Source organism: Pseudomonas sp. GW822-FHT02G04 (assembly GCF_058802085.1).
In genome coordinates this window covers 286,300-305,573 of sequence record NZ_JBXANU010000002.1, presented here as the reverse complement: position 1 = coordinate 305,573, position 19,274 = coordinate 286,300, and the positions used below count along the sequence as shown (strand labels likewise).

Annotated in this window: 14 protein-coding genes and 1 pseudogene; 6 read left to right on the top strand and 9 right to left on the bottom strand. The window is 56.0% G+C overall.

The genetic code is table 11. The annotated features are described in order from the left end of the window. The first annotated feature begins 84 nt into the window (after window positions 1-84). Window positions 85-879 carry an NAD(P)H-dependent oxidoreductase gene (locus tag AC1RO5_RS03860; protein WP_493172883.1) on the top strand — a complete coding sequence of 265 codons (795 nt, stop codon included), beginning with the start codon at window positions 85-87 and terminating at the stop codon, window positions 877-879. A 515-nt stretch (window positions 880-1,394) separates the two neighbouring features. Here AC1RO5_RS03860 and AC1RO5_RS03855 read toward each other — a convergent pair. Further along, window positions 1,395-1,817, bottom strand: coding sequence for an HD domain-containing protein (locus AC1RO5_RS03855; RefSeq protein ID WP_493172881.1), 423 nt, complete (start codon window positions 1,815-1,817; stop codon window positions 1,395-1,397). Between the two features lie 375 nt (window positions 1,818-2,192). Here AC1RO5_RS03855 and AC1RO5_RS03850 point away from each other — a divergent pair. The 3 genes and pseudogenes from AC1RO5_RS03850 to AC1RO5_RS03840 all read left to right on the top strand — a co-directional run. Beyond that, a pseudogene (locus AC1RO5_RS03850) lies at window positions 2,193-3,293 on the top strand (HAMP domain-containing protein); the annotation flags it as partial. An 87-nt stretch (window positions 3,294-3,380) separates the two neighbouring features. Then, window positions 3,381-4,148 carry a methyl-accepting chemotaxis protein gene (locus tag AC1RO5_RS03845; protein WP_443200767.1) on the top strand — a complete coding sequence of 256 codons (768 nt, stop codon included), beginning with the start codon at window positions 3,381-3,383 and terminating at the stop codon, window positions 4,146-4,148. Window positions 4,149-4,778: 630 nt separating this feature from the next. After that, window positions 4,779-5,975, top strand: coding sequence for a DUF6166 domain-containing protein (locus tag AC1RO5_RS03840; protein ID WP_493172879.1), 1,197 nt, complete (start codon window positions 4,779-4,781; stop codon window positions 5,973-5,975). An 882-nt stretch (window positions 5,976-6,857) separates the two neighbouring features. Here AC1RO5_RS03840 and AC1RO5_RS03835 read toward each other — a convergent pair. From AC1RO5_RS03835 to AC1RO5_RS03825, 3 genes are read right to left on the bottom strand one after another with little or no spacing between them, the layout of a single operon-like run. After that, window positions 6,858-8,618: an isocyanide synthase family protein gene (locus tag AC1RO5_RS03835; protein ID WP_493172877.1), complete on the bottom strand. Its 1,761-nt coding sequence runs from the start codon at window positions 8,616-8,618 to the stop codon at window positions 6,858-6,860. 27 nt (window positions 8,619-8,645) lie between these two features. Continuing rightward, the gene (locus tag AC1RO5_RS03830) at window positions 8,646-9,362 is read right to left on the bottom strand and encodes an HAD family hydrolase (protein WP_493172875.1); all 717 of its coding nucleotides are present in this window, start codon (window positions 9,360-9,362) and stop codon (window positions 8,646-8,648) included. Continuing rightward, the gene (locus tag AC1RO5_RS03825) at window positions 9,362-10,354 is read right to left on the bottom strand and encodes an L-tyrosine/L-tryptophan isonitrile synthase family protein (RefSeq protein WP_493172873.1); all 993 of its coding nucleotides are present in this window, start codon (window positions 10,352-10,354) and stop codon (window positions 9,362-9,364) included. The genes AC1RO5_RS03830 and AC1RO5_RS03825 overlap by 1 nt, the downstream gene beginning before the upstream one ends. Window positions 10,355-10,669: 315 nt before the next feature. Here AC1RO5_RS03825 and AC1RO5_RS03820 point away from each other — a divergent pair, with 315 nt between their 5' ends. After that, on the top strand, window positions 10,670-12,490 hold the full coding sequence (locus tag AC1RO5_RS03820) for a di-heme-cytochrome C peroxidase (protein WP_493172871.1): 1,821 nt from the start codon (window positions 10,670-10,672) through the stop codon (window positions 12,488-12,490). Window positions 12,491-12,742: 252 nt separating this feature from the next. After that, a complete protein-coding gene (locus AC1RO5_RS03815) occupies window positions 12,743-13,168 on the top strand; it encodes a hypothetical protein (RefSeq protein ID WP_493173221.1) in 426 nt (141 codons plus the stop codon). A 181-nt stretch (window positions 13,169-13,349) separates the two neighbouring features. On the opposite strand, the gene AC1RO5_RS03810 is transcribed toward AC1RO5_RS03815, so the two are convergent. From AC1RO5_RS03810 to AC1RO5_RS03790, 5 genes are all read right to left on the bottom strand, one after another. Then, window positions 13,350-13,796 carry an NUDIX hydrolase gene (locus AC1RO5_RS03810; protein WP_493172869.1) on the bottom strand — a complete coding sequence of 149 codons (447 nt, stop codon included), beginning with the start codon at window positions 13,794-13,796 and terminating at the stop codon, window positions 13,350-13,352. A gap of 128 nt (window positions 13,797-13,924) precedes the next feature. Beyond that, window positions 13,925-14,473 (bottom strand): cupin domain-containing protein, encoded by a 549-nt coding sequence (locus tag AC1RO5_RS03805; RefSeq protein WP_007938772.1) that lies wholly within the window; start codon window positions 14,471-14,473, stop codon window positions 13,925-13,927. Window positions 14,474-14,823: 350 nt separating this feature from the next. Further along, the gene (locus tag AC1RO5_RS03800; RefSeq protein WP_019648644.1) at window positions 14,824-16,119 is read right to left on the bottom strand and encodes an NAD(P)/FAD-dependent oxidoreductase; all 1,296 of its coding nucleotides are present in this window, start codon (window positions 16,117-16,119) and stop codon (window positions 14,824-14,826) included. Window positions 16,120-16,171: 52 nt separating this feature from the next. Then, window positions 16,172-17,662, bottom strand: coding sequence for an aldehyde dehydrogenase (locus AC1RO5_RS03795; RefSeq protein WP_493172865.1), 1,491 nt, complete (start codon window positions 17,660-17,662; stop codon window positions 16,172-16,174). 188 nt (window positions 17,663-17,850) lie between these two features. After that, the gene (locus tag AC1RO5_RS03790) at window positions 17,851-19,227 is read right to left on the bottom strand and encodes a glutamine synthetase family protein (protein WP_007938775.1); all 1,377 of its coding nucleotides are present in this window, start codon (window positions 19,225-19,227) and stop codon (window positions 17,851-17,853) included. Window positions 19,228-19,274: the final 47 nt, after the last annotated feature.

Below are 19,274 nucleotides of genomic sequence, written 5' to 3'. Positions count from 1 at the left end.
TCAATACCTGGCATATTGGTTATTCATTTCCAATATACCTGGCAACGTCCGATTCTGCTGGCTTCTGACACCGGAGACTTAGCGATGAATGTTCTGCTCGTTTATGCCCATCCCGAACCCAAATCATTGAACGGTTCGCTCAAGGACTTTGCCGTCAAACGCCTGGAGGCAGCCGGCCACCGGGTGCAGGTCTCCGATTTGTACGCGATGGACTGGAAAGCCTCGCTGGACGCCAATGACAGCCCGGGCCGGCCCGCCGACGCACGGTTCGATCCTTCGCTGGAGTCCAAGCGCGCCTTTGAAGAGGGTCGGCAACGACAGGACATCGCCCTCGAACAGGAAAAACTGCTCTGGGCGGATACCGTCGTTCTGCAGTTTCCGCTGTGGTGGTTCTCGATGCCGGCGATCCTCAAAGGCTGGGTGGAACGCGTCTACGCCTATGGTTTTGCCTATGGCGTGGGGGAACACTCCGATGCCCGCTGGGGCGACCGCTATGGGGAAGGCACGCTGGCGGGCAAACGGGCGATGCTGATCGTCACCGCGGGCGGATGGGAGTCGCATTACAGCCCCCGGGGCATCAATGGGCCCATCGACGATGTGCTATTCCCCATTCACCATGGCGTACTGTTTTACCCCGGCTTCGACGTGCTGCCACCGTTCGTGATCTATCGGACCGGCCGAATGGATGAGGCGAGATTTACAACGACCTGTGAAGCACTCGGCCAACGGCTCGATGACCTCGAGAAGACCGCACCGATTGCTTTCCGACCGCAGAATTCAGGGGCGTATGACATTCCGCAACTCACGTTACGCGATGAGATTGCTGTGGATCAGACTGGCTTTGCAGCTCACATCAAACAGGCGACACACTCGTTGTAGCTGCTGTCGAGCTGGCGAGGCTGCGCAGCAGTCGTCAAACCAGAACTCGCGGTGTGTCAGGCAGACCGCGTCAGCCGGATTCACGACTGCTTCGCAGCCGAACGCAGCCTCGCCAGCTCGGCAGCTGCTACGGCGAACACGAAAAAGCCCGCACAAGGCGGGCTTTGGAAATCGATGTAGGTGGCCAGCGCTGGTCTCTGGCTTACAAGGTTTATCGGGCCTCTCACAGAACAGGATTTTTAGCTTTAGGCTGTTCTGCCTCACACGGCATAAGGGCTGGATCTCAGCGCGGAGATCTTTCTAACCGTGTACCCTTGGGAGCGCGCCCCACGCCTCCTCGCTATCCCTTTGCGCATCAGTCTGCGTCTTCACCTACAACCTCAGAATAGCAAACCATTCGAAGCCTGGGCCGGAGTTTTTAGACTGATTGTTTTCAAGGGGCATGATGGGTAAATGGAAAAATACTAACGCCGCGGAACGGCCTTCCGTGCCGCCTCCGACCCTAGACCCACTCGCTACGAACGCAACACCCCCATCGCCCGCCGATACTTCTCAACGCGCTCCAGATCCTCCCAAGACGGCTGAGCAATGCGCGACAAGCCGCTGTTCTCTTCCAGATCCGCCAGCTTCACCACCCGCCCGATCGGGTTCTGCGCCGCGCGCTCGACGAACGCCTCGTAAGACTCACCCGGCACCTTGGTCACCGACGCAATCGCCGTCAGCACCGTTTCGCTGAAGCCTTCCTTGCGCAGATCGTCGAAGCTGATGCCGCAGTCCTCGACCACATCATGCAGCACCGCCACGATGCGTTCTTCCAGCGTGTTCACCCGCAGCATGACTTTCAGCGGATGCAGAATGTAAGGCGCCCCGCCCTTGTCCGCCTGCCCCTCATGCGCCGCGGCGGCGATGGCAATGGCGCGTTCCAGTGTCTGACTCATGGGATTCTCCTCGGGTTAAATGCCGTAACGGCGCGGCCATGATTTTGAAGTCTGCAAAATATGTAGGAATCTGCCCCTTGTGGCGAGGGAGCTTGCTCCCGCTGGGCTGCGAAGCGGCCCCAAACCCTGCTAGCCCGTTTCCTCAGACACACGACCAGCATCTTGTTGAGCTGATTTGAGCTGCTCCAGAGATCAGCTCACCAAAGCTGAAGCACGAAGATGGAAGCCTCTTGTCTAGCGCTCAGATTGAGAACATTTTTTACTTTTTTTGTGCACGAATAAATCGTAAAGATTCCACCAAACCAGCCGAAAAAGACTAAACAGCAAATCGCCACTCATCCGTGTGATCCGGCTATTTGCACCGCACTTCCTCGGATGGTGATCGTCATAATGAAAATAAAAAACAAGCTCGTCCTTGCCTTTGTATTGGTCGCCTTCATTCCGGTGAGCCTGGTGGCGGTGATATCGGTGCTGAATATCAGGGGTCAGGCGGTCGATCAGTTTCTCGATGGCAGCACCCGTGAAATACGTCAGATTGACGGCAATATGCGGCAGTTTTTCGACGGCACGCAGCAAAATGTCGATCAAATGGCCACCGACCCTGTATACACATCGGTCGCAGGCCTAAAACACTATCAGGCCGCCGATGCCGCCAGCCAGCCTCTGACACCGGCCGCCCGGCATGTCATTGATGCGTTCGCCCGTTATGGCGCGATGCACCCGGCCGCCGCCATCCTTTCCATCGGCCTGGAAGATGGCAGCTACGCCAAATGGCCGGACGACCCGCAGCTGTCGAACTACGACCCGCGTTCGCGCCCCTGGTACAAAGCCGCCATGGCCAGCCCCGGCAAAACGGTACGAACCCCCGCTTACTACTATGACAAGGACGCTGTGGCGCTGGTCGGCAGCGCCAGGGCATTGCTCGATGACGCTGGAAACGCCAAGGGTGTATTGGTCGTGAGCGTTTCGCTGAAAAACCTCACCGAACTGGTCAAAAGCATCAAGCTCGGCGAAAGCGGCTACGTGATGTTGATCGAGGACGGCACCGTGCTGGTCGACCCGCGTGACGCCGGGCACAGCTTCAAGCAGCTCAAGGACCTGGGCGAGCCCTACGCCAAACTGGCTGCCACCGCGCAGGGTTCCACCGAGGTGCAAATCAACGGGGTCAGGTACATGGCCAATATCTGGACATCGCCGGGCCTTGGTTGGCGCTACGTCGGTTTGATCGAGTACAGCGAAGTCATGGCCGCGGCCACTCGCATGACCTACCTGACGGCGGTTATCGTGGTGGTGCTGGTGCTGTTCTTTGCGCTGCTCGCTGCGGCGTTCGCCAAGGTGATCGTCAAGCCTATCGGCCAGGTCAGCACCGGGTTGCAATCGATTGCCGAGGGCGAAGGCGATCTGCGACGCGATCTCGAGGTGCAGGGCAAGGACGAAACCGCAGAGCTGGCAGGCTGGTTCAACAAGTTTCTCGCCGCGATACGCCAGTTGATACAACGCATCGGCGCAGCATCGACCAACCTGCAGGATGCCTCACGCGTCAACAGCGAGGTGGCCAACAACATGAACCAGGCGGCCGGTCGTCAGCGTGAAGCGGTGGAGTTGGTGTCCACTGCATTCAATGAAATGGTCGCTACCGCCAACGAAGTGGCCCGTTCGTGCAGCACCGCAGCCGACTCCGCCGAGAACGGACACCACCGTGTGGCCGAAGGCAAACAGCAAATCGAATTGACCACCCAGAACGTCAACCGCCTGGGTCGTCGCTTGACCGAGTCTTCCCAGGCCATGGTGGAGCTGGAAGAAGGCAGCCGCAGCATCAACCAGATTCTGGGCACCATCCGCGCCATCGCCGAGCAGACCAATCTGCTGGCGCTGAACGCGGCGATCGAGGCTGCCAGGGCGGGTGACCAAGGCCGGGGTTTTGCCGTGGTCGCGGATGAGGTCCGGGCCCTGGCCAAGCGCACGTCCGACTCCACCGGGGAAATCGACCAGTTGCTCAACACGCTCGGCAGCAAGACCCAGGAAGTGTCGCAAAAGATGGAAAGTTGCCTGGACCTGTCCCGTGCCAGCGTGTCCTCGATCGAGAACGCACGCGACAGCTTTGAAGGCATCCAGTTGTCGGTCAATGAAATCCGCGATCAGAACCTGCAAATATCGGCGGCGGCGGAAGAACAGCACAGCGTGGCCGAAGAGATCAATCGGCATATCCAGCAGATCTACGACGAGGCGCGACTGGTCGAAAGCCTGGCCAACTCCGCGCAAGAAGACTCAGGCCGGCTGTCGCACCTCTCGAATGAACTGAACGGGTTGGTGGGGCGTTTCAAGTCGTAGGGGCATTGTGGTTGTAGTGGTAAACCTATGGGGACTCCGTCGGCGGAGTGCCTTGATGTGCTTCTGAAAGAAAAGGTGACAGGTCTATTTATCAAATAGATCTGTCACCTTTTTTCTTCTTCCTCAGGGTATCCGAGACGATTTGCTCAGCCCCGGCGCGCCGTCTGCGGTGAGCTCACATGGTCTGTAAATTGCACACAGCTACCCAACTATTACTGATGCCTAAACAACGCCACGAGCGCCCCTGCACTCAAGAGCGTGTCCGCTCGCGTCAATCAATATCGACTTTTATCTCACCCTCTTCCACTGACAAAAACTTAATGGCACTCTGCTATCCACCTAGGCAAACGTTGAGCGACAAACACACGGTCCAGCTCAAATTACATTTACAGCACCAGTCACAAAGGAAGGGATATCTCTATGCAAAAGTGGCTTTGGTCGCTCTTTTTTAACCTGGTCGCGTGCTCAACCGCGACGATCCTCGACCCAGTGGATTTTGACATCTCGTAGCTCAGAAAAAGCCCGTTGAGTCCATCACCGCAAGGATGAAAAAGGATTAGTGCGAGCAAATCGACATGTGGCAGGAAAGCACCTATGGATTGCATTAGATTTCTGTGAAGGAAGAAAGTAGTGAAGAAAGATCAAATTGCTCGTCAGGAGAATGGCACCTTGGGCGAGGAACGTACTGAGTCAATCCTGCTGGAAGAGTTTTGGGTACTTAAACGCTCTATTGATATTGCGGGCGCTGATTTCTTGATACAAATTCCAGTTAACAACATAAGCGAATTAAACCGGACAGCAGAGCAAGCAAGCACTTTCGGCATCATCCAAGCAAAATATATGAAAAGTGGGACGACGCTGGAGATTTCCTGTGACTACGTCATTACAGATCTCGCCCCCCGAGAGAATTTTTTTGTTTTTGTTCAGCGCAACTCTCGCGAATGTCATTACGACTTTCATTTTTTTACCTCCGCAGACATCTTAAAAAACTGGTATATATCTCAATGTGGAAAATATTATCGTTTTGGAGAGGCGCAGGCCCGAAAAACTGAAAAATTCAAATTCGATGACCGATGGGATGTTCTCGAAAGGATAAGAGAGCACATGCAAACTTCAGCAACAAAACAAAACATTGACTTGATAGAGCGCATGTTCGGAATTTATGTCAGGCCTACGCAACACCACTCTGAAGACCCAAGATTCGAATACTATTTGAAACATATTGAGGGCGTACCTCTAGTAATCTGCAAGGACCTAAACACTGGAAGCAAGTACCTACTCGAGCACCGCAGGGAGCTTTATCAAGATAATGGTTCATTTAGCTGGGGTAGCGACGGTACTAGTGCACATGCATTGGCTGCTAGCTTATTGGCCCACCACTTCAATGGACAACGGCCTGCAGAAAACCATCTTCGCTCCATAGTTTACAACTTGATATCGAAACTACCACAAAACACTGAACACACAATAATAACAAACGATATTTTGACTGCCTTAGATGCTGAGCTACCTGAAAAAGACCTCATGCAACATAGAGCTGAAGCGTTAATTTTGGGTGCAAAGGAGCTTGGCATTGAGGTATTAACCATTGCTTCATTAAGTACAGACAACACCGTCAATGTCACTCTCCAAACAGGTGAAAGCTTTAGTGCGCCCTTGAAGCTGTTTGGAATAAGCGCAGAACTCTTGAAACACTTTTTGAACGCCTGCAAATCCTCCACCGACGTACTCAAACCAGCGGTTAGAGCTCTGGCAAAGGTCGAGCGCTCTGAAGATGGAAAGCTGAAATCTTTCAGCCTTTGCGGCGCAATATACTACGACAACTAGCAAAGCAATTACCTCGAAAACACACCCTTTCCAACATCAACTTATTTAAGCTCCGCAGATGACATGAAAACAGAAAAACCCCTCTCCCCTGACAAAAAATATTTCTCAGCTATTAGCTGGGGTTGCTTATGATGAACGCTGCGCTTTCAACACGTAATTCTGCAAGGCCTACTTATTGTCCGTCAAAAAAAAAGCATCAGCAAAGTACGGTGCAAAACGCAACCTGAGAAATTCTTCAAAATCTAGAAACCCTCTATACTGAGGAGTCCATCAGTAAAGAAAAACACATAAACCTAATTTCCAGCACTGCCGATTTACTATCAACAGAGCTTAAATCCTCTCTATTTAATGGACGCTTCAGAGTCGGCATCGCACAAAAGCTAATTAATTTACACCTCAAATACCTTTGGGTCGCGGGTCTAGTGCCTACGCCACCACATTGCCCTCTAGATGGTATTGTTCGCAATTTAGCGGGACTTAACTATGATTGGACACAGCCCGACTCCATCAACGACTACAAAGCAGCAATCGCTGCCCTGCGTTTTATCGCTATGCCGACAACTCTTTCAGAATGGGAATTACGTAACTTTCGTCGCCCTACTCAGAATAAAATTAAAATCGATCGATTCGCCTCAGCCTGAAGCAATAAGCAGAAACAGACACATTGAATCATTTATACAAATAGAGTTCATCCACCTTTAGCACCTCATCGACAACCCATACGCAATAGCGATTGGCGATTGGCGATTGGCGATTACGCCAAAGCTACTTCCAAGACAAATAAATCCGTGGCTTTTTTCATTCCTCGCGCAGTGTTGGGGAAAAGTCTCAAAGGGGATTTCTTGCAAGGCCCTGTCCCCAGGGCCTCCCAGACAACAGCAATCAGTAAACCTGCACCCGCCACAACTCCCGCGACGAAGAACCCGCCGACATCGGCAGCCGCCCATGCAGCGTCCGATAGTTATCGATCAGCACCAGATCACCCTCACTCCATTGATGAGCAATCAGACACTCCGGGTCATAAACCAGCGCATTGACCTGTTCCAGCAACGCCTGTTGAGCCTGCTCGTCATGGTCCTGCACCGACTGGCTCAATGTCTGCAATGCCGAGTCGGTACCTTCTTGGTAGCGCAGGATGAGCTCGCCGCTGCGGGGGTGGTGATCCACCAGGCTGTACATGCGCGGCGAGCCGCCGAAGTAGGTCATTTTGGTGTAGTAGGTGATGTTCACGCCCAGCCATTGTCGGGCGACTTGCTGCCCGACTTTGCGCAGTACGTTGCGGCTGTCGACGATGGTGGTCTGGCCCTCGCCCGGCTGCGGCGCGGTCTTGCAATACAGCATGAATTTGCTGGCGCAGAATTTCGGGTTGCGTTGAACTTGCGCGTCGCTGTCGGGCAGCATGTTCAGATCCCAGTGCAACGGTGTTTTTTCCAGCGAGTGCACCACGCCCTGGGGTTTGTCTGCAGGCTTGACCACGTGCACGGCACCGAAGGTCCATTCGTAGAGCGTGCCGAAGCGTTCGCAGCTGCGAGCAAAGCTGTCCTGGTCGTCGAAGCAGCAGCTCTTGAGGCAGACGAAACCGAAGGTTTCCACCAGTGCTTCCAGCAGGCCGGTGGACAGTCGTTCGAAACCCAACCCCAACGGGTCTCGCACCACCAGGCCAAACAGCGGAAGTTTTTGCAGTTCGTATTCGAAGCCTTGGGCCTGCGGGTTTTCTGTTTGGTGGTAGAGCCATGGCCGCCCTTCATAGGTGACCAGCACATGGTGGTCGAGGTCGACCTGGGCGCGGGCGCGAAGGGTTTGGCTACCGTCGAGGTTGCACACCGGCACCGCATGCCACGGGCTGTCCACACGGGTCAGCCCTTCGGCCAGACCGAAGGTGAATTTGGGCCCGGCATTGCTGTATTGATGCACCGACAAGCGAATGTCATCGCCGAAGAAACGGTCCACTGCCGCGTTCAACGCCTGCCCGCGATACATCATTTGGTAGGCTTTGAAGTTGATTTGTTGCAGGTACTCGTCCTCGCTCTGCCCTTCTTCGCGGCACAGACGCAGGTCGTTGTAGAGGTGACTGCAGAGGTTGTCATGCGCCCGGCTGAGGGATTCATCGTCGCGGCTCTGCTCGATCAGCTCACCAAGGTTTTTCCACGGTAAACGGGCCTGCTTGATCAGGCTGGCGCGAACCGACTCGGCACTTTGGGCCTGGGGGAACAGGTCTTCCATGCTGACCCACTCAACCGTGTGGGTGGTGCACAGTTCACGCAACGCCCGGTTGTAGGCGGCGCGAACGTCGTCGGCCACGCCGACGATGTCATTAAAGGTCGTGCCGTCACTGAGGATCGACACCACGCAGCCCGGTGCGTGCAAGGCGGCGATGGCCTGGCCGAGTTGATCGAGGCGCTCGATGGCCATGACCTCGCCGTAGTCCGGCAGCACGCCGAAGGTCTGGTCGCTGGCGTTTGGCGACTTGCAGGGAAAGCCTGGCAAAACCAGACGCACCGGCAAGCTCTGATCGAAGCAGTGCCCCAATCGAAGCGCCAGATGCGCCCTGCCTTGCGTGTCGAAACAATCATCCGTGCCCTTGAGCAGATAACCGGCCAGCAAATCGCTGACGGCAGCGATCCAGGCGTCTCTATGTTCCATAGAACAACTTCCTTGAGGGTGTGTGTATCAATAGGATTTGACGGTGTCGCCATGCTCGGTGAAGGCATGCGCGGCCCCGCAGGTTTGCTGCAGAATGCGCAGCAATTCGGCCGGGTGTTCACAGCAGAAGTTCGGGGCCAGGGCCTGCAAGTCAGGTGTCAGGCCATAGCCCCAAGTGACTGCCGCCGAGTACATGCCTGCGGCACGGGCCGTTTGCAGATCGATCTCCGTGTCACCGACGAACAAGCAGCGTTGCGGATCAACCAACAACCACCGGGCGGCTTCCCATGCCACCTCCGGTTGCGGTTTGAGCGACCTGCCTGCGCGATGCCCCAGGATCGGCCCGAAAGCATTCTGCGGCAGCAACGTTTTGGAAACCTGCAAGGCCATTTCCTCGGCCTTGTTGGTCACGATAGCCAGCGGTAGCTGTAACTGTCGGCAGCCTTCGAGCAAGTCCAATACACCGCTGAATGGACGGGAAAATTGAACCAGGTTGTGCTGATAGAGCATCACATAGCGCTGGTGCATGGCGAGCGCATCAGCGATGCCGAACTGCGTGGCCACCCGCTCGATCATCGCTGTGGTGCCGCCGCCGATATACCCGCGCACTGTTGCCGAGGTCAACGCCGGGCAACCGTGTTCGAGCAGCACTTGGTTCAAGCACCAGGTGATGTCGGGCAAGGTGTCGACCAGAGTCCCGTCCAAATCGAAGAGTACGGCTTCGACCCGTAACCGAGACGTCATCATTGGGCACTGGCGTAATGACAAGGACGCCCCTTGCGGAACACCAGGCGGTGATAGCGCTCATCGACATTGCTGCGTTTTTCGAGGGTGACCACACCCCGTCGCTTGATGGCCACCGAATGCCAGGGCGTGCGCCACAGGTCACTGGTTGGCACCAACCGGATACCGATCTTCGTCGAGACCGCCAGTTGCGGGTGAATCGACAGGCGCAGGCAATGCGGGTAGCGCGCCTGCAACAGCGCACCCCAGGCTTCGCTGCGCTGGATCACCCGCTGCGAGGCTGGCTTGGCGACCTTCTTCACCGCATTAAGGCTCATACCGGCGAATACTTTCAGTCCCGAGTAATCCTCGGAAAGAAAGCGATGGATGCCGCAGTACATCAACATCATGTGCGGATCATCCTTGAAGCGCTGCTGCAACAAGATCAATGACTGACCGTGCTCAATCATCATCTCTTCACGCATGGCGTCCAGACAATCCAGTTGAGGGTAGGCATCCCGGAGGTCGAAATGGGCAAACGTACCGCGATAGTGCTCCTCGGCGTAGTGCTGGACAGCGTCGGTGTAGGCCTTGACGTCAGAATCGGGAACATGCACCAAGTCAGAGAACACATAGCCATCGGAACAAATATGAATCAGCGCGCCGGGTGCGTAGATCTCCTGGATCTCTGTGCACAGGCGGTTTAACTCATCGATTGCATGATGTTCAGCAAGATCGGGTAGATGACTCAGGGTTTTCTTGCGGCTGGGCGATTTGCCGGGAAAGGCTGGCAAGACCATTTCAATCTTGCGACCGCTTTCGACCGCCTGCATGACCTTGGTCAGATGGGGCTCCAGCACCTGCGACGAAAGTTCGTGATCCTGCCCCGGGGCAAGGCTACGACGGCGAAACAGGCATTCGAGGATTTGCTCGGCAATGTTCATGTGTGGGGTGTTCTGATGCTCGTGCACCAGCTGACCGCACACCTGTTGAGCGGTGTTTGAACCTTGCATAGACAATCCCTTGTGTGGTGAACAACGGCCATCTTTTGGCCATCAGCAGATATCCCTTACCTGCGGGCGGCTAAATTCCTACAAGTCATAAGGGCTGTCAATCGTGGCAATCCGGAATATTACGGCACCAAAATCACCGAAACCCCTCACACAAGCTCATGCAACGTCCAAGCTGGCAAAGCCATCTTGCGGCCACACGAATGCCATAGAACAAAGTTAAAGCGGTGTTTTTTTTGTGGCTACACTCATGGCTGGTAGCTTTTGGCTACCAACGTGATGGGTCCCAACAGGAAATTACAAGTAGAAGGGAATCTGATGAACAAATTAAAAGCCCCCCCGTTTGCCTGCGCTGCATTGTTGTTTTTCGGCGCTCATTCAATGGCTCAGGCTGCCGACATTCTGGATCAGGGATGGAGTGACACCACCCTGTCCAATTGGCATGAACTTTCACAGGGATCGAGAATTCTCCCTCTCTCCTGGGCGCTTGCATTGGAAGTGCCCGGTTCAGAGGAGAAGTTCATGAGTGACAAAACGATCTCAGCCTACGGTTACACGCCTTACAATCCGTCTTATAACGGTAAGCGTCTTACATTGCCGATGGGTTTCGTTTTGGATGACAGTCACGACAGCAAGTTGTCTTTCACCAAACTCCGCTGGTTTTTTGGACAAGGGTCGAGAGAGCCGTGGGTGGGGATGAACTGTTCTGCTTGTCACACGGCTCAGATCAAATTTGAAGAGCAGAATCTTGTGATCCATGGCGGGCCAACGAACGCCGACTTTCAAAATTTCTTTAAATATTTTAGAGAGGCCTTAAGCAAAACGGCTTCCGATCCTGAAAAATTTGAACGCTTTGCAAAGAGTGTCCTGGGTGATGACCTGTCAAAAGGAAATCGTCAACGGCTGAAAAAATCGCTGGATAGCTTGAATGCGTTTTATGCCCAAAACGAGACACTGAATGCCACAGATCTGCAATATGGCCCAGGTCGCCTTGATGCCGTGGGCCACATTCTCAACAAAATCAGTCAAGTCACCCAAGCGAAACCGCCTACCCCTAATCCCTCTGATGCGCCGGTGAGTTATCCATTTCTCTGGAATACGCATCAACACAACGTCCTCCAATGGAACGGAATGGTCAGTAAACACCAACTCCCTTCGATTAAAAATGACGGCGGCCTGGATGCGGGAGGTCTGGGGCGTAATGCTGGAGAGGCCATTGGCGTATTCGCCGACATTCGACCGGTTAAAGAAAATCCGGCCAAGGCAGGATTTGTCTCCAGTGTGAACGTGAAAAATCTGGACGTTTTAGAACGTTCTCTTTATAGCCTGAAGCCTCCGCGGTGGCCTGGACAGTTGCCACAAGACCTCGCGTCTGGCGCCAAATTGTTTAAGGACAATTGTGCCGGCTGCCATACCCACCTTGTTAGAGACGATCTCACCACGGCCATCACAGCGGTCATGATTCCAATCTCTGCGAATGACAATTTCAATGCCCAGAGCCCAAAAGACTCGACCATTGGCACGGATCCCTGGATGGCGTGCAATGCCTATCAATTTAAAGCGGATTCTGGAGTGTTGGCGGGTTACTCCAAAGTCGATAAAACAGGACCCATTAAATCAAATGACCTTCTCTACAACATGCTGGGTGTGACCGTCCTGGAGACATTACTGGGTAAAGGACGTGATGTCGCCGAACTGGCTTTCGATGGATTGCTTGGAATAGATACCAAACCTCAAAAAGTCCCTGGATTCAAGGACCGTGCCTTGTTCAGTCGTTTGGATGAGAAAGCGCTACGGCTATACAACTGCTACCGTGCCAGCTCAACCGTTCCTCTTCTCGCCTATAAAGCAAGACCCCTCACCGGCATCTGGGCCACCGCTCCCTATTTGCATAACGGCTCTGTACCGACCCTCAACGACCTTCTCCTGCCACCCCATCAGCGCCCCTCGACTTTTTATACAGGGAGCAATGAGTTCGATAACAAAAGGGTTGGATTCAAGACCGAGAAATCGGACAAGAATTGGTTTCTTTTCGATACCAAGCTTGAGGGCAATAGCAACGCCGGCCATGACTATGGCGTGGGCAGCCTCAGTGATGTCCAAAGGTCACAACTTCTCGACTACTTGAAGTCACTTTGAACGGCGTCGCAGACGTCCTCACTTGAGGCATGGAGTGGTAATTGCTTATAGGGGCGACCGAAAGCAGTGGTCGCCCCTCCCGCCCCGGGGCGCCATGTGGGCAGCCTTCGCTCAATTCCGCAGCATTCGTCCGCCTTTTCTGTCCTGGAACTTTTCTACAAGGTGATGTCGATATAATGGCGCACCACGACATCAAATCATCGTGGCGCAATCAGCGTCAGGCTGTTTCCTGGCAAATCATGGAAGTGTGTGATGAGACTAATCATTGCGTTGTTGTTGCTGCTAAGCGGGTATGCCCATGCCAATTGCGAAAACATCAGCAACGATGATCAGCGTAACTATTGCAAGGCTCAGGAGGGCCGGGGTGGTTGCGAAAATATTAAAAACGACGACCTGAAAAATGCCTGCAAAGCGGAAACGGGCGGCAGTGATTGTGGAAACATCCGCAACGATGACCAGCGCAACTATTGCAAGGCCAAGCAAGGCTGGGGCGGCTGCCAAAATATAAAAGATGACGACATGCGCAATGCCTGCAAAGGGGAAACAGATGGCGGTGATTGCGCAAACATCCGCGATGATGACCAGCGTAACTATTGCAAGGCCAAGCAGGGCCGAGGGGGTTGCCAAAACATCAAGGACGACGGCCTGCGCAATCAGTGCAAAGCCACAACGCAATAATCGAACGACTCGCCGGACAAATCGAAGAGCGAAAATGAGGCCGGCGTAAGGCCTGACACCAGCCGTAAGAAAAAATCCGATGCCCGTTCAGGCATCGGATTTTTTGGAAACCACCTGGCTCTGCCTGCTCCAAGATGATGGGACCCTAACTCGCCATAAAAACGGATTTTTATTCCGGGCATCAATCCAGCAATGCAACTTTCTTCAGCAGTTCGAAAAGCCCATCAGGAACCAATGGTGACTCGTTAGTGAAGCTTGCGCCGTCATGCCACTTAGCCACGAAGGCAGCGCCATCACTTTCTTGAGCGTTTAAATGCGGCAACTCGTAGACATTCGCATTCACAAATTTCGCATCGTACACCTGAACAATTTCATGTCCTGGAGTACCGGCATACGTGAAGAGGCTTTCAAGCGTCCCGAGCAAGCGGACATCAGTGATGGGTAAGCCGAGCTCCTCCTGCACCTCTCGCACAACGGCCTGGGCACTGGTTTCACCAAACTCGATACCACCACCGACCGGGCGGAAGAATGTCTGTTTTGTGATTGGGTCGCAGGCTTCGTTGACCAGTATCTTCCCGTCATGATGAAAGATGCAGAGTGCGAGGGGGCGGATACGTTGTTCAGCCATCAATTAAAGTCCATTTATTTTGAAAAGTGCCTGTAGCCGCTACCGAACGTTGCGTCCAGGCGGCATTCCGTGTCGCGTCACGACGCAGCCTTCGGCAGCCGTTACAGGATTGATGTTCGCTATCGATATCAGAAGTTAGCCGGGGTGTTGGCGCTGATGATTTCAGCCTCATCCGCCCCAATATTGCGAAACCGATGCGGCAGCGTCGTCGGAAAGTAATACCCATCCCCTGCGTTCAGCACGCTCACCTGACCATCAACAGTCAGCTCAACCGTGCCACGGGTAACCAGCCCACACTCCTCCCCTTCAGCATGCACAATCGGCTCTTCCCCCGAACTCGCCCCAGGCGCGTACTGCTCACGCAACAGCCGCATCTGCCGACTCGGCACCGAAGCGCCAATCAGCAACAACCGCAACCCATGACGCCCGAGGTCCGGCTGTTCATTAGCCCGAAACACGTACTGATGCTCGCGCGGTGGTTGGTCGAAGGTGAAGAAGTCCGCCAAAGACATGGGGATGCCTTCGAGCAGTTTTTTGAGGGAGCTGACGGAGGGACTGACGCGATTCTGTTCGATCAGGGAGATGGTGGCATTGGTGACGCCGCTACGCCGGGCCAGCTCGCGCTGGGACAGTTTGTAGCTTTCGCGTACTAATTTGAGTCGTGAGCCCGTGTCCATGACAGCCTTATGTGAGAACTACTTAAGGGGTAATGGGGGTGGGTGGCGGGCGACTGGTGGCCGCGGAGTACGCCGTTTCCCGTCCCGGAACCGTGGAAGGCGGGTATTAAATCACGTTTGTTGGTGCAGCTCAGCAGGTTCGATAAACGGCTGGCAAAAAAGCTGTTGGCTTCTGATGTCAGTCAGTTCTGGTGTCGAAACTGTGGCGAGGGGGCTTGCCCCCTCGCCACGAAGGTTTGCTCCCGCATGGATTGCATCAATGGCAAAAAGCGGGGCCGCTTCGCGCCCCAGCGGGAGCAAGCTCCCTCGCCACAGGAGTGATGCGTAGCCTTGGCCGCCTAAGACTCAACCTAGATGCCGAAGCGATCTCGCAAGGCGTAATACGCCGCGCCCATGGCGGTGAGTGGGGCCTGGAAGGTGCGGCCGCCGAGCATCGGCATGTGTGGCAGGGAGGCGAAGGCGTCGAAGCGTTCGGCGTCGCCGCGGATCATTTCCGAGATCAGTTTGCCAGCCAGGTGCGAGCAGGTGACGCCGTGGCCGCTGTAGCCTTGCATGTAATAGGCGTTTTTCTCGATGCGGCCGAATTGCGGCATGCGGGACATGGTCAGCAGGAAGTTGCCGGTCCAGCGGTAGTCGATCTTCACGTCCTTGAGTTGCGGGAAGGTCTTGAGGATCTTCGGGCGGATCAGTTGTTCGATGTCGTCCGGCTCACGAGCACCGTAGACCACGCCGCCGCCATACAGCAGGCGGTTGTCGGCGGTGAGGCGGTAGTAGTCGAGCAGGTAGTTGCAGTCTTCGACGCAGTAATTATTGGTAATCAGGCTGCGGGCGACCTTCTCGGACAGCGGCTCGGTGACGACGATTTGCGAACCGCAGGGCATGCTTTTGCGGGTCACGCGGTTGTCGAGGTCTTGCGGCAGGTAGGCGTTGCCGGCGATCAGCAGGTACTTGGCCCGCACCACGCCTTTGGCGGTGCGCACGGTGATCGGCTCGCCGTAGGAGATGTCCACGGCGGCGGATTGTTCGTAGATTTTGCCGCCCAGGCGAATGATCGCGGCAGCTTCGCCGAGGGCCAGGTTCAGCGGGTGGATGTGGCCGCCCTGCATGTCCAGCAGTCCGCCGACGTAGTTGTCGCAACCGACTTCACGCTGGATGTCCGAGGCGTCGAGCATTTTCAGGTTGTTGTTGCCGTAGCGCTCCCAGTTGCGCTTCTGCTCGGCCAGGCCGTTGAGCTGCTTCTTGTTCAGCGCCGCGAAGATACCGCCAGGGCGGTAGTCGCATTTGATGTCGTATTCCTTGATGCGCGAACGGATGATGTCGGCGCCTTCGAAGATCATGCTGCCGAGCACTTCGGCGGTCTTGTCGCCGTAGCGCTCTTCGATCACATCGACGTCGCGGCTGTAGGAGTTGACCAGTTGGCCGCCGTTGCGACCGCTGGCGCCGAAGCCGACTTTGGCGGCTTCCAGTACCGTTACGCTGTAGCCCGCTTCGCTGAGGAACAACGCCGAGGACAGGCCGGTGTAGCCGGCGCCGATCACGCAGACGTCGCATTCCACCAACTCTTCAAGCACCGGGTAATCGCCAGTCTGGTTGCGGGTCGCGGCGTAGTAGCTGTTTACATGATTTTGTGTAGAGCTGTGTTTCATACATTTCTCCGAGGGCCGCCGACATGCGCCGGCGACCGCCGCTGTAAAGGTGTCAGAGCTTGATCCAGGTCGCTTTGAGTTCGGTGTATTTGTCGAACGCGTGCAGCGATTTGTCCCGACCGTTACCCGACTGCTTGAACCCGCCGAACGGCGCGGTCATGTCGCCGCCGTCGTACTGGTTGACCCAGACACTGCCGGCGCGCAAGCCACGAGCGAAGGTGTGGGCCTTGCTGAGGTTGTTGGTCCAGACGCCAGCGGCGAGGCCGAAGATGCTGTCGTTGGCGATCTGCAGCGCTTCCTCCGTGGTTTCGAAGGTGATCAGCGACAGCACCGGGCCGAAGATTTCTTCCCGGGCGATGGTCATAGCGTTGGTCACGCCGTCGAATATCGCTGGCTCCACGTACAGGCCACCGGTGCCTTCGAGGGTGCGATTGCCGCCAGCAATCAGTTGCGCGCCCTGGTCTTTGCCGACCTGGATGTAGCGCAGCACATTGTCCAATTGGCGCTGATCAACGACGGCGCCGACGGTGGTTTCAGGGTCGAGCGCATGCCCCGGTTTCCAGGCTTGCAGTGCCTCCACCAGCAACGGAATGAACTGCTCGCGGATCGAGCGCTCCACCAGCAGGCGCGAGCCGGCGGTGCAGACTTCGCCCTGGTTGAAGGCAATTGCGCTGACCGCTGCCTGTGCTGCTGCGCGCAAGTCCGGCGCGTCGGCGAACACCACGTTCGGGCTCTTGCCGCCCGCCTCCAGCCACACGCGTTTCATGTTGCTTTGCCCGGCGTAGATCATCAGTTGCTTGGCAATCGCGGTGGAGCCAGTGAAGGCCAGCACGTCGACATCCATGTGCAACGCCAACGCCTTGCCGACGGTATGACCGAAGCCCGGCAGGACGTTGAACACGCCTTTGGGGATGCCGGCGTCGAGGGCCAGTTGCGCGATGCGGATCGCCGTCAGTGGTGATTTTTCCGAAGGCTTGAGGATGAACGAGTTACCTGCCGCCAGGGCTGGGGCGAACTTCCAGCTGGCCATGATCAGCGGGAAGTTCCACGGCACGATGGCGGCGACCACGCCTGCTGGTTCGCGGGTGATCAGGCCCAATTGGTCGTGCGGTGTGGCGGCGACTTCGTCGTAGATTTTGTCGATGGCTTCGGCGCTCCAGCGGATCGCGTTGGCGGCCGCTGGAATGTCGATGGCCATGGAATCGCTGATGGGTTTGCCCATGTCGAGGGTTTCCAGCAGCGCCAGTTCTTCCTGGTTGGCCAGGATCAAGTCCGCGAAGCGAATCAAAATGCGCTTGCGCTCTGCCGGTGCCAACCGCGCCCAGATGCCGGATTCAAATGCACGGCGCGCGACGGCGACTGCCGCATTGGCGTCGGCTTCGTCGGTGCTGGCGATGTTCGCCAGAAAGCGGCCGTCGACCGGGCTGATGCATTCGAAGGTGTCGCCGCTGAGTGCCGGGCGGTATTGGCCGTCGATGAATGCGCGGCCTTCTAGTGTCAAGGACTGGAAGCGTTGCTCCCAGTCGCTGCGAGTGTTTGTCATGGTTGTGACTCTACGCAGAGGAATAAGTGATCGTGTTAACCGATGGGCAAGCGATGAGTAACCTGTGGCGAGGGAGCTTGCTCCCGCTGGACTGCGCAGCAGTCCCCTTCTTTTCAGGTAGAAGGAGGGGTCGCTTCGCGACCCAGCGGGAGCAAGCTCCCTCGCCACAAGTTTAGTGTCAGCCCCCGTTAAACCGTGTGCAGGTACCAGTTGTACTCAAGGTCTGAAATGGAGTTCTCGAACTCCGCCAGCTCGCTTTCCTTGCACGCCACGAACACGTCGATGTACAGCGGGTCGATGTAGCGCGCCATGACTTCGCTGTCGTCCAGTTCGCGCAATGCATCGCGCAGGTTGTTCGGCAGGCTTTGCTCGTTCTGCTCGTAGCTGTTGCCTTCAACCGGGGCGCCCGGCTCGATTTCGTTGGTCAGGCCGTGGTGAATACCAGCCAGCACCGAGGCCATCAGCAGGTACGGGTTGGCATCGGCGCCGGCGACACGATGCTCGATGCGCACGGCATCCGCCGAACCGGTGGGCACACGCACCGCTACGGTACGGTTGTCGATGCCCCAGCTTGGCGAGTTCGGCACGTAGAACTGCGCGCCGAAACGACGGTACGAGTTGACGTTCGGGCAAAGGAACGCCATCTGCGCCGGCAGGGTCTCGAGCACACCGCCGATCGCATGTCGCAGCGCGGCGTTCTGCTCGGGATCCTCGCTGGCGAAGATGTTGTTGCCTTGCTTGTCGAGAATCGAAATGTGCACGTGCAAACCGTTGCCCGCCTGGCCCGGATACGGCTTGGCCATAAACGTGGTGTCCATCTCGTGGTCGTAGGCGATGTTCTTCACCAGACGCTTGAGCAGCACCGCGTAGTCGCAGGCCTTTATAGGATCGGAGACGTGATGCAGGTTGACTTCGAATTGCGCCGGGGCGCTTTCCTTGACGATCGCGTCAGCCGGGATGCCCTGCTCTTTCGCGCCTTCGAGGATGTCTTGCAGGCAGTCGACGTATTCGTCCAGATCATCGATCAGGTACACCTGCGTCGAGTGCGGACGCTTGCCCGACACCGGCGAGCGTGGCGACTGCGGACGACCGTTCACGTTGTCCTGGTCGATCAGATAGAACTCCAGTTCGAACGCCGCGCAAATGGTCAGGCCCATGTCATCGAACTTGCTCACCACCTGACGCAGCACTTCACGCGGGTCAGCGAAGAACGGCTGGCCTTCGAGCTCGTGCATGGTCATCAGCAGCTGCGCAGTCGGGCGCTTCTGCCACGGTTCGATGCTGAGGGTATCGGCGATGGGATAGCAGATGCGATCCGAGTCGCCGATGTCCAGACCCAGGCCGGTGCTTTCCACCGTCGAGCCATTGATATCCAGAGCAAATAGAGAGGCCGGCAGGTTGATGCCTTTTTCGTAGACCTTGTGGAGACTGGTGCGCTCGATGCGCTTGCCGCGCACCACGCCGTTCATATCCGCAATCAGAAGGTCGACGTACAAAACCTCAGGATGTTGCTTAAGGAATGCGTTTGCTTCGTTGAGTTGAACGGCACGCAGAGGGACCGACATGATGCACCTATTAGCTGTTAATTATTATGTTCACTTCACTTGCGAGA

Excerpts from the sequence above, each read along its gene's own strand:
- AC1RO5_RS03860 (WP_493172883.1), top strand. The coding sequence starts at position 85 with ATGAATGTTCTGCTCGTTTATGCCCATCCCGAACCCAAATCATTGAAC.
- AC1RO5_RS03845 (WP_443200767.1), top strand. The coding sequence starts at position 3,381 with ATGAACCAGGCGGCCGGTCGTCAGCGTGAAGCGGTGGAGTTGGTGTCC.
- AC1RO5_RS03820 (WP_493172871.1), top strand. The coding sequence starts at position 10,670 with ATGAACAAATTAAAAGCCCCCCCGTTTGCCTGCGCTGCATTGTTGTTT.
- AC1RO5_RS03800 (WP_019648644.1), bottom strand. The coding sequence starts at position 16,119 with ATGAAACACAGCTCTACACAAAATCATGTAAACAGCTACTACGCCGCG.
- AC1RO5_RS03795 (WP_493172865.1), bottom strand. The coding sequence starts at position 17,662 with ATGACAAACACTCGCAGCGACTGGGAGCAACGCTTCCAGTCCTTGACA.
- AC1RO5_RS03790 (WP_007938775.1), bottom strand. The coding sequence starts at position 19,227 with ATGTCGGTCCCTCTGCGTGCCGTTCAACTCAACGAAGCAAACGCATTC.
- AC1RO5_RS03815 (WP_493173221.1), top strand. The coding sequence starts at position 12,743 with ATGAGACTAATCATTGCGTTGTTGTTGCTGCTAAGCGGGTATGCCCAT.
- AC1RO5_RS03805 (WP_007938772.1), bottom strand. The coding sequence starts at position 14,473 with ATGGACACGGGCTCACGACTCAAATTAGTACGCGAAAGCTACAAACTG.
- AC1RO5_RS03835 (WP_493172877.1), bottom strand. The coding sequence starts at position 8,618 with ATGGAACATAGAGACGCCTGGATCGCTGCCGTCAGCGATTTGCTGGCC.
- AC1RO5_RS03810 (WP_493172869.1), bottom strand. The coding sequence starts at position 13,796 with ATGGCTGAACAACGTATCCGCCCCCTCGCACTCTGCATCTTTCATCAT.
- AC1RO5_RS03830 (WP_493172875.1), bottom strand. The coding sequence starts at position 9,362 with ATGACGTCTCGGTTACGGGTCGAAGCCGTACTCTTCGATTTGGACGGG.
- AC1RO5_RS03825 (WP_493172873.1), bottom strand. The coding sequence starts at position 10,354 with ATGCAAGGTTCAAACACCGCTCAACAGGTGTGCGGTCAGCTGGTGCAC.
- AC1RO5_RS03855 (WP_493172881.1), bottom strand. The coding sequence starts at position 1,817 with ATGAGTCAGACACTGGAACGCGCCATTGCCATCGCCGCCGCGGCGCAT.